The sequence below is a fragment of the Sinomonas albida genome (assembly GCF_004919045.1).
GTDB classification, from domain to species: domain Bacteria; phylum Actinomycetota; class Actinomycetes; order Actinomycetales; family Micrococcaceae; genus Sinomonas; species Sinomonas albida.
This window is the reverse complement of sequence record NZ_SWDW01000002.1, coordinates 120,537-134,538: the sequence shown is the minus strand read 5'-3', so window position 1 is coordinate 134,538 and position 14,002 is coordinate 120,537. Positions and strand designations below refer to the sequence as shown.

Below are 14,002 nucleotides of genomic sequence, written 5' to 3'. Positions count from 1 at the left end.
GTTCCTCCGCACGGCAGCGGCGGGACGCGGTAGCATCCCGCCGCTGCACTTGCTAGGTGGTGCTTTTGCGGCTGTTGCTCGCTTCGGCTACTTGCTGATCACGCCGAGGCGGAACTTGAAGGACGGATCGAGGGTCGTGTCGACGCCCTTGACGCTCGTCCCGACAACCGCGATCTGTGCGCCCTGGAGCAGCGGGAGCGTCGGGAGGTCCTTCGCCACCGCGTCCTGGACCTGGCCGAGCTGCTGCTCACGCGAGGACTTGTCCGGGTTCGTCGCTTCCTTGCCGATCAGGTCTGCCACCGTCGAGTTCGAGTAGTGGTTCTTGAGGAAGCTGTTCGCGGTGAAGAACGGCGTCAGGTAGTTGTCCGGGTCGGAGAAGTCCGGGAACCATCCGAGCTGGTACATCGGGTAGACGTCCTTGGTCCGGTCCTTCGAGTAGGTGACCCACTCGGTGGACTGCAGGTTGACCTTGAACAGGCCCGAGGCCTCGAGCTGCTGCTTCACCATGGCGTACTCGTCACCCGAGGACGGGCCGTAGTGATCCGGGTTGTACTGCAGGTTGATGCTCACCGGGGTCTGGACGCCCGCGGCCGAGAGGGCCTGCTTCGCCTTGTCGGCGCTGGGCTTGCCGCTGCCGTCCCCGTACATCGACTTGAGCGGCGTGGTCGCGCCCGGGAAGCCGTTGGGAACGTAGGAGTACAGCGGGGTGTACGTGCCCTTGTAGACCTGCTGCGCGATCGCGTCGCGGTCCACGAGGTTGGCCATGGCCTGGCGCACGGCGAGCGCCTTGGCCGGGTCCGCGTTGGGCGCCTTCGCACCGTACGGCATGGTGTCGAGGTTGTACGTGATGTAGCGGATCTCGCCACCCGGGCCCTTGAGGACCTTGACCTTCGAATCCTTCGCGAGGCTGTCGACGTCGGTCGCGGTCAGCGAGCGCCACGCCACGTCGATGTTGCTCTGCTGGACGTCCAGCTTGAGGTTGTTCGAGTTGGCGTAGTACTTGAGGTTGACCGTGTCCGTGGCCGGCTTGCCGAGGACGCCCTGGTAGTCGGGGTTGGCCTTGAAGGAGACGAGCTGGTTCTTCTGGTATGTCGAGATCGTGTACTGACCCGCGAACGCCTTCTTGGAGATGATGTCGTCATCGTTCATCACCTTGTCGGCGGGGAACACGTTGTGGTCCACGATCGGGCCGGCCGGGCTGGTCAGCACCTGCGGGAACGTCTGGTCGTTGCCCTGCTTGAGGTGGAACACCACGGTGGAGGCGTCCGGAGCATCGACGCTCTTGAGGTTGTCGAGCAGCGATGCAGGGCCGTTCGGGTCGTTGATCTTAAGCTGGCGATCGAAGGAGAACTTCACGTCCGCCGAGTCAAGCGTGTCGCCGTTGGCCCACTTGAGGCCGCTCTTGAGCTTGACCGTGTAGTCCGTGGGGGACGTGAACGAGGCCGACGTCGCGATGTCCGGCTGCGGATCAGCGCTGCCGGGCTTCGAGTTCAGGACGAACGGGTAGATCTGGTTCATGACCATGAAGGAGCCGTTGTCGTAGGAGCCCGCGGGATCCAGGAACGTCACCTTGTCCGTCGTGCCGACGGTGATCGGACCGCCGCCTGCGGAGCCGCTCTGCGCTGAGCCGCCGCCGGACGGGCCGGTGCACGCCGTCAGCGCAAGCGCCGAGATGCCGAGGAGCGCGATCGCACTCCGCACGGCTGACTTGTTTGCCATGGGGGATGACCTCTGTCTCTGTTCGAGTTCTGGGTGGGCGCCTGATGTGACTCAACGCACAGCCCGAGTGCACACAGCATTCAATCACGATTCAGTAGGTCTGAAAGCCTCGCTTGAGGAGATTGAAACTAAACGTTGACATTCCGCGGCATAAATAGGGTCAGGAACATGGCAACACCGTGCGGGACGATGCCAACGGGCGCTCAGAACGGCGGGACAGCGAACGACGGCGGGACAGCGAACGACGGCGCGACTCCCCGAGCCCGAGCCCGAGCGGGCGGATCCTCAGCGCGCGAACGACGGCGGGACTCGCCCAGCGCTCACGGCGCGCCGACGGCGCAACCCGCCCTCCGCCGTCGTACGGGGTGATCCTCGAGGTTCAGACGCCGGGGCGGGCGAGGGAGCGGGCGACGTCGATCGTCGCCTGCCCCAGGACCCGGCTCCCGCGGTACAGGACCACGGTCTGCCCGGGTGCGACGCCGCGAAGCGGGGCGTCGAGCGTCACGAGGAGTTCGGCATCGTGCGCCGAGGCATCCCCGACCACGCGGGCCCGGGCCGGGAGCGCATCCCCGTGGGCACGCACCTGCGCCGTGCAGGCAAACTCCTCCCCGGCGGCGGCCTCGGGCAGCGGAACCCCGGCCCATGAGAGGCGGATCCCCCGGATCTCGTCGACCGCGAGGAGCCGCTCGGGTCCGACGACGACCGTGTTGTCCTTGGGCCGGACCTCGAGCACGAAGCGCGGCTTGCCGTCCGCGGCCGGCCGGCCGAGCCGCAGTCCGCGACGCTGGCCGACCGTGAAGGCATTCGCGCCACCGTGCTCCCCGACCTTCTGGCCGGTCTCGTCGACGACGTCGCCCGGCGTCAGCTCGATCTTGTCCGCGAGCCAGCCACGGGTGTCGCCGTCGGAGATGAAGCAGATGTCGTGGCTGTCCGGCTTCTTCGCCACGGAAAGCCCCCGGCGCTCCGCCTCGGCGCGGACCTCCGCCTTGGAGGGCGTGTCCGCGAGCGGGAACAGGCAGTGCTCAAGTTGCTCGTGCGTCAGGACCCCGAGCACGTACGACTGGTCCTTGGCCCAGTCGGCGGCGCGGTGCAGCTCCGGATTGCCGGCCGGATCGCGGATGATCTTGGCGTAGTGGCCCGTGCACACGGCGTCGAAGCCCAGGGCGAGCGCCTTCTCGAGAAGCGCCGCGAACTTGATGCGCTCGTTGCAGCGCATGCAGGGGTTCGGCGTGCGGCCCGCGGCGTACTCCGCGACGAAGTCGTCCACGACGTCCGCCTTGAAGCGCTCCGAGAAGTCCCATACGTAGAACGGGATGCCGAGCTTGTCGCACGCGCGCCACGCATCGTTCGAGTCCTCGATCGTGCAGCAGCCCCGGCTTCCGGTCCGCAGGGTCCCGGGCATGCGCGAGAGCGCAAGGTGGACCCCGACCACGTCGTGCCCCGCCTCGACGGCGCGGGCCGCGGCGACGGCCGAATCCACTCCCCCACTCATGGCTGCCAGAACTCGCACCGGTCTATTCTAGCGACTGGGCGGCCGCAAGGCCCGGGCCCGCCGCCAAACCCAGTGATACGGCAGCGTCGCCGAGCGAGCGGAAGGGTGTGTCATGGACGAGCAGGGCATGGTCATCGCGGGCGGCGGGCTCGCCGCCGGGAGCGCCGCGAAGACGCTGCGGGCCGAGGGCTGGGAGGGCCCCATCACGATCATCGCCGCGGAGCACCGCGAGCCCTACCTGCGGCCCCCGCTCTCGAAGGAGTTCCTGCTCGGCAAGGCACCCGAAGAGGAGCTCGCGGTCAATCCCGCCGGCTGGTACGCGGACAACGGCGTCGACCTCCGGCTCGGCGAGACCGTCTCGGAGATCGTTCCCGCCTCGCACGTCGTGCGGCTCGAGAGTGGGCCGCTCGTGCCCTACCGATCCCTCCTGATCGCCACGGGCGCACAGCCGCGCACGCTCGACGTCCCGGGCGCCCAGCTCGAGGGCATCGTGACGCTGCGGCGCTTCGAGGACTCCCTCGCCCTGCGCTCTGAACTCTCGCGCGGCGGGCGACGTGTGGTCCTCATCGGCTCCGGCTGGATCGGCATGGAGGTCGCGGCCGCGGCCCGGACGTACCGAAACGAGGTCACGGTCATCGGCCGCGAGCAGAACCCCCTCGGGCAGCTCGAGCCCGAACTGGGCGACTACTTCCGCCGGCTGCACGAGGCCGAGGGGGTCACCTTCCGCTTGGGCGAGCATCCCGTCGAGTTCAAAGCGACCGACGACGGCGAATGCGTCACGTGCGTCGTGACGAACACGGGCGAGCGGATCGGCGCGGACCTCGTCGTCGTCGCGGTCGGGGTCAATCCCAGCGTCGAGCTCGCCAAGGACGCCCATCTCACGGTGGGCAACGGAATCGTGGTCGACGCCGCGCTCCGCACGTCCGCCGAGGGCGTCTTCGCCGCCGGCGACGGCGCGAACTCGCTCCAGCCGTTCACGGGCGATCACGTCCGCAGCGAGCACTGGTCCAACGCCCTCAACGGCGGCAAGGTCGCCGCGAAGTCCATGCTCGGAACCGAGGCCGCGCTCGACATCGCGCCCTACTTCTACACCGATCAGTACGGCATCAGCCTCGAATACTCGGGGTATGGGCAGCGGGCGCGCGGGGCCAAGCTCGTGCTCCGCGGCTCGATTGCGACCGTTGAGGACGGGCTTGCGGGCTTCGTGGCGTTCTGGCTCCGGGACGGTGCGGTCGTTGCCGCGATGAACGTCAACGCGCCGCGGTCGCAGAAGGCCCTCAAGGCCCTCATCAAGTCCCGTGCCATTGTCAGCGAGTCCCGGCTCGCCGATCCCTCGGTGCCGCTCGCGGAACTCACGGCCGCGACTTGAGTGAGGCGACGTGAGTGAGCAGCTGCCGCGGGTGAGCTTCGGCTCGACTCCCCGCAGCTGCTCGCTCAGCGGCTGAACCTGCTCGAGGCCGTCTGGATCGAGCTCTCATGCCCGGCCATGCCCGCTTGGCGAGCCTGCTGGAAGGCGCGCCCGACGACGGCGAGGAGGGCGTCGACGTCGTCCGGGGTGGACGACCAGCCGAGGCTGAAGCGCTGGGCGCCACGCGCCTGATCCTCGCTCAGCCCCATCGCGAGCAGAACGTGCGAGGGCCGTGGGACACCCGCCGTGCACGCCGAGCCCGTCGAGGACTCGACGCCCATCATGTCGAGGAGGAACAGCAGGGAATCGCCCTCGCAGCCCGGGAAAGTGACATGCGCGATGCCCGGGAGCCGGAGCTCGGGGTCGGCGGGGCCGCTCAGGCGCGCCTCGGGGATGGCCGCGAGGACGCCCGCGACGAGGCGGTCGCGCAGCGCGGCGAGGCGCCGGGCCTCCTCGGGGAGGCGTCCGACGGCGTCTCGCGCCGCCGCGGCGAAGGCGGCGGCTCCCGCGGCGTCGAGGGTTCCCGAACGGAGCCCGCGCTGCTGGCCGCCGCCATGCTGGACGGGCGTGACGACGGCGTCGCGCCGCACGGCGAGCGCACCGATCCCCACCGGGGCCCCGATCTTGTGGCCGCTCACGGCCATCGTCGCGAGCCCCGACGCGGCGAAGTCGACCGGGACGTGGCCGAACGCCTGGACCGCGTCGGAGTGCACCGGCACCCCGTAGTGCGCGGCCGCCTCGACGATCTCCTGGATCGGCTGGATCGTGCCGATCTCGTTGTTGGCCCACATGACGGTGACGAGGGCGACCGACTCGGGGGCCTTCGCGAGCTCCGCCCGGACGGCCTCCGCGCTCGTCGCCCCGCCCTCGTCGCACGGGAGCCACACGACCTCGGCGCCCTCGTGGCGCTCGAGCCACTCGACCGTGTCCATGACGGCATGGTGTTCAACGCTCGAGCACAGGACGCGAGTGCGGCGCGGATCCGCGTCGCGACGGGCCCAGTAGAGGCCCTTCACCGCAAGGTTGTCCGCCTCCGTCCCTCCGGACGTGAAGATGACCTCCGACGGGTGCGCGCCGAGCGTCGCGGCGAGCACCTCGCGGGCGTCCTCGAGTGCGCGACGGGCACGCTGGCCCGCCGCGTGGAGCGAGGAGGGATTGCCACCGAGCGCGGTCTGGTCGGTGTAGGCCGCCAAGGCGTGGGGCGTGACGGGCGTCGTCGCGGCGTGGTCGAGGTACACGGGCACCCTCCCACTGTAGGACCAGGGGCCGAGTGTGGGGTCAGGGGATAGGTCGAATGTGGGCTCAGGGGACAGGTACTGCGCGGCGGCCATCAGCCGATGCTTACTGCTCCCGCGGGACGATCCTCGCGCAGCACTCGCGCAGGCCGTCGGTCGCGTCGACCGGCTCGACGCCGCGCGCTGTGTCGGCGCACCCCGCGAGCGCTCCTTCCAGGAGCGCAGCGCTCAGGCCGCACACGACCTCGCGATGGCCCTGCGCGAGCCGGTGGAACGGGCAGTTGGCCAGCTGGATCACGCCACCGTCTCCATCGGTGATGGGCGCATAGCCCGTCGCGCCGAGCACAGCCTCGATGCTGCCGTGGCGCCGCCCGAGGGCCTCGCCAGCCTCGCGCCCCACGGCGCGCAGGGAATCGGCCATCGGAACGCCGCGGGTCATCGACCGCTCGGCGGCCTCGGCCATGAGCTCCCCCGCGAGCTCGTAGCTCCGTTCCGGAACGGACGCGAGCACCTCGGTGACGGCGAGCGAATAGAACTTCGAGGGCCGCCCGGTGCCCGGTCCCCCTGCCCCCGGCTTCGCGAACGTGATCGTGAGGACGCCTTCCTCCGCAAGCCTGTCGAGCTGCGCGGCGGCCGCCCCACGCGTGACCCCGGCGGCGGCCGCAGCCTCGTCACGCGAAACCGGCCGGCCGGCGGCGCGGACGAAGTCGAAGAGAGCCCTCCGCGTGGGATCGCCGAGCGACGCGACGGCGGAAACGCGGCGGGACCACGTAGTAGCAGTCATGGGGTCAAGTGTAGGTCCAAAAACGCTGGATGATGTTTTAGATCGGCTCCGGGATCACGCTCACCACGGGCGACAGACCTCCCCGCGTTGCCCGCATCTCACCTTCCTTCCAAAACATGAACATCTTGTTTTAGAGCGGGATCGAGACTAAAATCACAGACATCAGTTCTGGAGAGGAGCCTGCCATGTCTTCAGCCTCAACCCACGGCGACGCGCGAGTTCCCGCGCGGCGCGCCGGGACAGCAACGATGGGCGGTGCCGGTCAGGCCTACGTGATGCTCCGCACCATCTTCACGGTGGCGCCGATCCTCTTCGGCCTCGACAAGTTCTTCAACTTCCTGACGTTCTGGCCCACCTACTTGGCCCCCGTCGCGACGCAGGTCGTCCCCGTGACGCCGCAGATGTTCATGTACGGGGTGGGCATCATCGAGATCGTGGCGGGGGTACTCGTCGCGGTCGTTCCTCGATGGGGTTCCGCGATCGTGGCGCTGTGGCTGCTCGGGATCATCGTGAACCTCGTGGTCTTGGGCCACTTCTACGACGTCGCCCTCCGGGACTTCGGCCTCCTGGTGGCCGCCCTTGCGCTCAACCGGCTCGCGGCGCGAAGGGCCTAGCGCGCCGTTTGACTAGGGGCTTCCTCGGCGTTGACTCGGGGTTGACCCTGCGTTGACCGGGCGAGTTTCACCCGGTTCTCGGCGGCAGCCAGCGGGAGAGGGGTGGCCCGGCGCCTCTTAGGATTGATCCATGACGCCGCCCCTCCCCTCCCACTATGAGGTGCTCGGCGTCTCGGTTACCGCGACCGCCCAGGACATCAAGGCCGCGTACCGCCGCGCGGCCCGCACGCACCACCCCGACCACGGAGGGGATCCCGCGGAGTTCCGCCGCGTGACTCTCGCCTACGAGGTCCTCTCCGACCCCAAGCGTCGAGAGGCCTACGATCGCAGCTACTTCTCCACCTCCCCTCAGCGGGAGCCCGCCGGGACCCAGTGGAGCCCGGGCCCCGGTGGGACGGACGACGGCGGCGCGCACCCGCCGTCGTCCGCGCGCCCCGGCGGGGCGGCACCTGGGTTCGACGCATCCGGATTCGCGCGCCGCGGGCCAGGCTCCGGGCGCCAACAGCGCAACCTCGCCGGGGAGCCCGCCGTCTACGAGCCGCCGTTCGCGGGCGGCGCCGTACCGCTCATTCCGGCGCAGCTCGCTGCGCGGCGCGAGCACGGAGAGCCGCGGCGACGCGGGATCTTCGGTGCGGCCGCCCGTATCCAGCGCGAGCAGCGCACGGCGGCCCTCATCCAGCGGCACATCCTCACGGAGATTCCCTCGGCTCGGCTCCTCAACGGCCTCCACTCCCCCGCGGGCGGCGCCTACGTGGCGCACGTCGTGCTCGCCGGGTACCGACTCGCCATCGTCGACTCGATGCTCGTGCCCGTGGGCAACTACGCGTGGGACGGCAACCAGCTCCTCCAGGGCAGCCACGGCGCCGCCCCGCCACTTCTCGAGGGGCAGGTACGGCTGTTCCAGGAGGTCTTCCCCGAGCTCAACGTCCAAGGCTTCATCCTCGCGCAGACGCCCGATTCGAGCCTCCACCAGCCCGTCATCGACGTGCACCGCAGCGTCACGTCGGGGATCGAACCGCTCAACGGCTCGAAGTTCGTGCGCGAGCTCAAGTTCTTCCTCGCGTCGGGCCCGCAGCCGAACGTCGTCTACGTGCCCGCCCTCGCGCGGCTGCTCACGGGGCTGCACTGATCAACGGGCTGCACTGAGCTTCGGGCTGCACTGAGCTTCGCGGGCTGCGCTCACCTTCGCGAGCTGAGCCTGGCCGGCGCTGCCAGCGATGATTCCTTGCCGCCCGGGCCCTGTCACTAGGATGGAAGCCGTGTTTCGCATCCTCTTCTACACCCCCGAGATCCCGGGCAACACGGGCAACGCCATCCGCCTTGCCGCGGTGACGGGCTCAGAGCTCCACCTCGTCGAGCCGCTCGGCTTCGACTTCGAGGATGCCAAGCTTCGCCGCGCCGGCCTCGACTACCACGACCTCGCGGTCGTGACCGTGCACAGGACGCTCGACGACGCGTTCGCCGCGCTGCTGCCCGCGCGGGTCTTCGCGTTCACGTCCCACGGGGACACGCCCTACGCCGAGGTCGCGTACGAGCCCGGCGACGTCCTGTTCTTCGGCCCCGAATCGGTCGGCCTGCCCGCCGACGTGCTCGCGGACCCCCGCGTCACCGCGCGCGTGCGGCTTCCCATGGTTCCATCGCGGCGGTCGCTCAACCTGGCCAACTCGGCGTCGATCGCCTTGTACGAGGCGTGGCGGCAGAACGGCTATGCAGGCGCGCAGCTCTAAGGCTGGTCCGGTCCGGCCGGGTCACGCGTAGGAACGCCGGCCGGGCACCCAGGTCACCTTCGATCAGAAGCGCACCGCGCATCAGAACCCCCAGCCGGGACACCCCAGCCACCCCGGGCAGAAGCGGGTCAGAACCCCGCGATGGTCTCCGGGGCGTTGACGGCCACGACGTGGAAGGCCTCGGCCGAGGCCCCCGGGGCCATGCCCGCGCTAGCGGCCGTTGCCTCGAGCCGCGCGCGGACGTAGCGCTCCGTGGCCGCGATGTCAGGATGCTGACTCAGGTGGACGCGGATGGCCTCGAGCTTCGCTTCGACCTGGGCCGTGATGTCCACGGCGTGGTTGACGCGCTCTTCCGGGGCGCCGTACAGCCAGAGCCACGGGACCCGATACGAGGCCAGCCCGGCTTCCTCAAGCTCCGGAAAGGCGTACGGATTCTCGGCCGCCGGATAGATGCCGCGGGTCACCGCCTCGCCGCACGCGAGATGGTCGGGGTGCGACATCTGGAGGCTCTTCCAATTGCGCTCCGGATGCATCGCGAGGACGACGTCCGGCCGCACGAGGCGGATGAGCCGCACGACGTCGCGCTGCACTTCGTGCGAGGGCTCGAGGAACCCGTCGCGGTACCCGAGGAAGTGAACCTCCCGGACTCCGACCCTGGACGCCGCGGCGCGCTGCTCGTCGCGGCGCATTGCCACGATCTCGCCGCGGTGCGCCGGATCGAAGCCGCCGGCGTCGCCGTCGGTCATGACCGCGTAGTGGACGTCGGCACCGCCCGCCGCCCAGGCGGCGAGCGTTCCGGCCGCGCCGAAATCAAGATCGTCGGGATGTGCGCCGAACGCAAGCACGGTGAACGGCTCGTCCCGCTCGGCGACGAGCGCCGGATCGGGCACCCCGCGGAGGATGCCTGCCACTAGCCCCGGCGCCTCTTGATCTCCTCAGTGGCCTGCGGGAGGACCTTGAAGAGGTCTCCCACCACGCCGAAGTCGGCGATCTCGAAAACGGGCGACTCCGGGTCGGAATTCACCGCGACGATGACCTTCGAGGTCTGCATCCCGGCCTTCTGCTGGATCGCCCCCGAGATGCCGGCCGAGATGTAGAGCTGCGGCGAGACGGTCTTCCCGGTCTGCCCCACCTGGAAGTCGTGGCCGATCCACCCCGCGTCCGTGGCGGCCCGCGAGGCGCCGACGGCCGCGCCGAGCGCGTCCGCGAGCTCCTCGATCGGCGTGAAGTCGCCGTCCGTCCCGCGCCCGCCGGCCACGATGATGCTCGCCTCGGTCAGCTCGGGCCGGCCCGTCTTCGGGCGCTCGGCGCGCGCCGTGATCCGCGCCGCGTTCGCGAACGCGTCGCCCGGGACCTCGACGGCATGGACGCTCGCCGCGCCCGGAGCCGGGGCAGGCGCCCCCTCCGCGGCGTGGCCCTTCACCGCGAGCACAGCAATCTGGCTCGTGGCCCGCGCGCGGACCTCGTAGGAGCCCGCGAGCACCGACTTGTGTGCGGTGCCATCAGCCTCGAGCGCGACGACGTCGGTGACGACGCCAGCCGAGAGCCGCACCCCGAGGCGCGCGGCGATCTCCTTGCCCTCGAACGAGTTGTCGACGACGACGGCGGCCGGCTGAGCCGTCGCGACGACCGCCGCGAGCCACGCGGCCTTCGGGGCCACGAGGAAGTCGGACAGGTCGGCGGAGCCCGGCGTGTAGACGGCCTCGGCGCCGTGCTCGGCAAGCTGGGCGACGGCAGTCTCGCTTGGCTCGTTGGCGACGGCAACGGCGACCGGTCCGAGGATGCGGCCCGCGGCGACGAGCTCGAGCTGCGTCTTGTGCGGGCCTTCGGCCGGGACGACGTCGAGGTAGACGAGGACGGTGGATGCAGTCATGGTCTTCCTTCGCTAGATGAGCTTCTGGGCGGCCAGGAAGTCGACGAGCTTGAGGCCGGCGTCGCCCTCGTCCGTGATGATCGTGCCAGCGGTGCGCGGCGGCCGCGGGTCAGCCTGCTCGACGCTCGTGAGCGAGCCCGCCGCGCCGACCTGACCCGGCTCGAGACCGAGGTCCGCGATCCCGAACGTCGCGATCTTCTTCTTCTTGGCTGCGAGGATGCCCTTGAAGTTCGGGTAGCGGGGCTCGTTGATCTGGTCCGTCACCGAGACGACTGCGGGCAGCTCTGCCTCGACGGTGTCCGAGCTCGCGTCGCCGTCGCGACGGATGACGGCGGTGCGTCCGTCCACGTCGAGGCTCGACGCGAACGTGAGCTGCGGGAGGGAAAGCCGCTCCGCAAGCTGCGCCGGGACGAGGGAGGTTTCGCCGTCCGTCGAGGCCATGCCCGTGATGACGAGGTCGACGTCGCCAATCGCCCTGATCGCCGCGGCGAGCGCGAGCGACGTTGCCCACGCGTCGGAGCCCGCGAGCGCGTCATCGGTGACGTGCACGCCGGATGATGCGCCGATCTGGAGGGCCTTCTTGAGGGCGTTTGCGGCGTCCGGCGTGCCCATGGTGAGGGCGATCACCTGATTGCCGGCCTTGTCGCCGCCGCGCGCCTCGCTGAGCTGGAGCGCGGCTTCGAGGGCGTACTCGTCGAGCTCGGAGAGGATGCTCTCGGAGCGCTCGAGCCTCTGCTCGGGACCGATGTGACGGTCGAACTGTGCGTCGGGCACGTGCTTGACGAGCACAACGATCTTGAGAGTATCTCCCACGGTTGAGGACCTTCCGTAGTCTTGCGTCCGTCGCCTGACGGCGCGCAGGCGGCTTCGCCCGGCGCCGGGAATCCTAGCTAACCATATGTCGGGCGGCCTGGGTGAGCGGCCCGCCCCGCCGCCGATCCTGCTCGCGTCGCGTCACGCGAGGCCATGATTCGTCATGTGACACGGAGAAGACACCGTTAACCCCGGACACGGCTTCGCCCGCGGCCCCCTTCGGGGAGGGGCCGCGGGCGGAGTCTGGTCGGGGTGATGCCCCGGTGTGACGAGGCCGCCGCGTGACGCGGCCGCGTGACGCGGCTGCGTGACGGGGCTGCGCTACAGCGTCAGGACGCCGTCCCCAGAGTCACATCGGTGCTCGCGCTCTGACCGTTCCGGGTGTACGTGACCTTCACGGTCGAGCCCGGCGCCTGCTGACGGACCGCGGCGGTGAGCTCGTTCGCGTCGCCGATCGCGAAATCGCCGAAGCGCGTGATGACGTCGCCGGTCTTGAGGCCTGCCTTGTCAGCGGGCGAACCGCTCGTCACCTGGGCGATCTGGGCGCCGACCGAGAACGAGGAGTTGGTGTCCCCGTTCGGGGCCGCCGGCTGGACGGACACGCCGAGCTGGGCGTGCTGGGCCTTGCCGGTCTTGATGATCTCCTGGCCGATCCGCGCTGCGTAGTTGGCGGGGATGCTGAAGCCAACGCCGATGTTGCCGCTCTGGCTCGTGCTGCTCGAGCTGCTGCCGGTCGACGCGATCGCGACGTTGATGCCCACGAGCTCGCCCTTCGAATTGACGAGCGCACCACCCGAGTTGCCCGGGTTGATCGGGGCGTCGGTCTGCAGGACGTTGATACTGATCGTGCTCTGGGTCTGCCCGCGCTGGGACTGGCCACCGTTCGGGGGTGCGAACTGGAAGCCACCGCCGCCGCCGCCCTGCTGCTGGTCCGAGCCGCCCTGTGGCGCCGCGGAGGAGGCCACCGAGATGGTCCGGTTGAGGGTGGAGACGATGCCGGACGTCACTGTGCTGTCGAGACCGAGCGGGGCGCCGATGGCGATGACGTTGTCGCCCACGTTGAGCTTGCTCGAGTCGCCAACCGTGACGGGCGTGAGGTTCGCGCCCTTGACCTGCACGACCGCGAGATCCGAAAGCGGGTCGGTCCCCACGACCGTGGCGGTGTAGACGCTGCCATCGCTCGTGCGAACCTGAATCGTGGGGTTGGCCACGGCGCCGTCGAGGGTCACGACGTGCGTGTTCGTGAGGATGTGGCCCTGGTTGTCGAGGACGACCCCAGAGCCCGTGCCCGAGTTGCTGCCGGACGAGACGCCAATCGTCACGACGCTCGGCGAGGCCTTCGCTGCGGCGGCGGTGACGGCGTTGACGCTGTCCTGGTTGTTGACGATCACCGGGCTGTTCTGCGACTGGCTCAAGCTCGAGGAACGCGGAGCGAGGAGGGAGTAGCCGCCTGCCGCGACTCCGCCGCCGATGAGCCCCGCAATGAGCATGCCGCCGATGAGGACCCCGGTCCCCCAGCGCTTCGGCTCGCCGCGGCGCACGGAGGTCGGAGGGGCGAACGAGCTGCCCTGGCCGGGCTGGCCGTACGGGTTGTGGCCCTGCTGCGCGCCATAGCCCTGGGGAGCCTGTCCGTAGTGAGACTGGGCGTGCTGGTTGGGGGCCTGCTGGCCGTAGGGCGACGTCGGCGCGTGCTGGCCGTACTGCGGCGGGTGGGGCGGCTGAGCTGGCTGGGCGGCGTACTGTCCGTAGCGCGGCTGCGGCTGCGTGGGCTGGGACTGGGTCTGCTGGGACTGCGTCGGCTGAGACTCTGCCTGGTAGGCCGGCGCGGTCTGCTGGGACTGCGTCGGCTGAGACTCTGCCTGGTAGGCCGGCGTGGCCTGCTGACCCTGCGACGCGGCGTGCGCCCCCGATCCGTGGATCTCCTCGGTCGGCGACGAGTCGGAGCTGTGCGCCGGTCCCTGAGGCGCGACGGTCGGCCGCTCGGGCGTCGTGCTGCCCTGGGGCGCCTGGCCGCGGTCCTCGGCAGGGCTCTCTGGGTTTTCGCTCATGCTGCTCATCCTTTCGTCGATCTCCACTATGGACCGCGATGCTGTGCGCCGCTCATTTGTTGTCTGAAAGATTTCTGGAAGTCAGCCGAATGCCTCAACCGCCAGCCACAACGCCCAACGTCCGGGCGCCGTCGGCCGTTCGCCCTGTTCGCTGGGGGCGCACAGGGCGTGGTGGACCCGTGTGAAAACGGGCCCCTAGAATCGAAAGCGACATGCCACAGCGTCCCGCGGCGGTGGCTGCCATGGGGGGACTGGGGCGTTCCGAGGGCCAGCCTCGGAGCCGAGCGAA

At 70.0% G+C, this 14,002-nt stretch carries 12 protein-coding genes; 4 read left to right on the top strand and 8 right to left on the bottom strand.

From position 1 onward, the window contains the following. Window positions 1-87 precede the first annotated feature (87 nt). Window positions 88-1,719 carry an ABC transporter substrate-binding protein gene (locus E6A26_RS02480; RefSeq protein WP_136609611.1) on the bottom strand — a complete coding sequence of 544 codons (1,632 nt, stop codon included), beginning with the start codon at window positions 1,717-1,719 and terminating at the stop codon, window positions 88-90. 379 nt (window positions 1,720-2,098) lie between these two features. Next, the gene (gene mnmA, locus E6A26_RS02475; RefSeq protein WP_136609610.1) at window positions 2,099-3,229 is read right to left on the bottom strand and encodes a tRNA 2-thiouridine(34) synthase MnmA; all 1,131 of its coding nucleotides are present in this window, start codon (window positions 3,227-3,229) and stop codon (window positions 2,099-2,101) included. Window positions 3,230-3,323: 94 nt separating this feature from the next. Here mnmA and E6A26_RS02470 point away from each other — a divergent pair, with 94 nt between their 5' ends. After that, a complete protein-coding gene (locus tag E6A26_RS02470; RefSeq protein ID WP_136609609.1) occupies window positions 3,324-4,580 on the top strand; it encodes an NAD(P)/FAD-dependent oxidoreductase in 1,257 nt (418 codons plus the stop codon). Window positions 4,581-4,645: 65 nt separating this feature from the next. Here E6A26_RS02470 and E6A26_RS02465 read toward each other — a convergent pair whose 3' ends face one another. Together E6A26_RS02465 and E6A26_RS02460 are read right to left on the bottom strand one after the other, a co-directional pair. Beyond that, window positions 4,646-5,863, bottom strand: a complete 1,218-nt coding sequence (locus E6A26_RS02465; RefSeq protein WP_136609608.1) for a cysteine desulfurase family protein — start codon at window positions 5,861-5,863, stop codon at window positions 4,646-4,648. A 97-nt stretch (window positions 5,864-5,960) separates the two neighbouring features. Next, entirely contained in the window at window positions 5,961-6,638 is a 678-nt protein-coding gene (locus E6A26_RS02460) for a helix-turn-helix transcriptional regulator (protein WP_136609607.1), read from the bottom strand. Window positions 6,639-6,823: 185 nt separating this feature from the next. On the opposite strand from E6A26_RS02460, the gene E6A26_RS02455 reads away from it, so the two are divergent. From E6A26_RS02455 to E6A26_RS02445, 3 genes are all read left to right on the top strand, one after another. Then, window positions 6,824-7,252, top strand: coding sequence for a hypothetical protein (locus E6A26_RS02455; RefSeq protein ID WP_407695352.1), 429 nt, complete (start codon window positions 6,824-6,826; stop codon window positions 7,250-7,252). Between the two features lie 130 nt (window positions 7,253-7,382). Then, window positions 7,383-8,381 (top strand): J domain-containing protein, encoded by a 999-nt coding sequence (locus E6A26_RS02450; RefSeq protein WP_136609606.1) that lies wholly within the window; start codon window positions 7,383-7,385, stop codon window positions 8,379-8,381. A gap of 130 nt (window positions 8,382-8,511) precedes the next feature. Then, complete coding sequence (locus tag E6A26_RS02445; protein WP_136609605.1) at window positions 8,512-8,979, top strand: tRNA (cytidine(34)-2'-O)-methyltransferase; 468 nt, start codon at window positions 8,512-8,514, stop codon at window positions 8,977-8,979. Window positions 8,980-9,107: 128 nt separating this feature from the next. Here E6A26_RS02445 and E6A26_RS02440 read toward each other — a convergent pair whose 3' ends face one another. The 4 genes from E6A26_RS02440 to E6A26_RS02425 all read right to left on the bottom strand — a co-directional run bounded on the left by E6A26_RS02440 (window position 9,108) and on the right by E6A26_RS02425 (window position 13,713). Continuing rightward, entirely contained in the window at window positions 9,108-9,881 is a 774-nt protein-coding gene (locus E6A26_RS02440) for a PIG-L deacetylase family protein (protein WP_234864969.1), read from the bottom strand. An 8-nt stretch (window positions 9,882-9,889) separates the two neighbouring features. Further along, complete coding sequence (locus tag E6A26_RS02435; protein ID WP_136609604.1) at window positions 9,890-10,852, bottom strand: electron transfer flavoprotein subunit alpha/FixB family protein; 963 nt, start codon at window positions 10,850-10,852, stop codon at window positions 9,890-9,892. Between the two features lie 12 nt (window positions 10,853-10,864). Then, window positions 10,865-11,665, bottom strand: coding sequence for an electron transfer flavoprotein subunit beta/FixA family protein (locus E6A26_RS02430; RefSeq protein ID WP_136609603.1), 801 nt, complete (start codon window positions 11,663-11,665; stop codon window positions 10,865-10,867). Between the two features lie 329 nt (window positions 11,666-11,994). Next, complete coding sequence (locus tag E6A26_RS02425) at window positions 11,995-13,713, bottom strand: S1C family serine protease (protein WP_136609602.1); 1,719 nt, start codon at window positions 13,711-13,713, stop codon at window positions 11,995-11,997. Window positions 13,714-14,002 lie beyond the last annotated feature (289 nt).

Coding starts and splice junctions, on each gene's coding strand:
- E6A26_RS02455 (WP_407695352.1), top strand. CDS start 6,824: ATGTCTTCAGCCTCAACCCACGGCGACGCGCGAGTTCCCGCGCGGCGC.
- E6A26_RS02425 (WP_136609602.1), bottom strand. CDS start 13,713: ATGAGCGAAAACCCAGAGAGCCCTGCCGAGGACCGCGGCCAGGCGCCC.
- E6A26_RS02450 (WP_136609606.1), top strand. CDS start 7,383: ATGACGCCGCCCCTCCCCTCCCACTATGAGGTGCTCGGCGTCTCGGTT.
- E6A26_RS02470 (WP_136609609.1), top strand. CDS start 3,324: ATGGACGAGCAGGGCATGGTCATCGCGGGCGGCGGGCTCGCCGCCGGG.
- E6A26_RS02435 (WP_136609604.1), bottom strand. CDS start 10,852: ATGACTGCATCCACCGTCCTCGTCTACCTCGACGTCGTCCCGGCCGAA.
- E6A26_RS02480 (WP_136609611.1), bottom strand. CDS start 1,719: ATGGCAAACAAGTCAGCCGTGCGGAGTGCGATCGCGCTCCTCGGCATC.
- E6A26_RS02460 (WP_136609607.1), bottom strand. CDS start 6,638: ATGACTGCTACTACGTGGTCCCGCCGCGTTTCCGCCGTCGCGTCGCTC.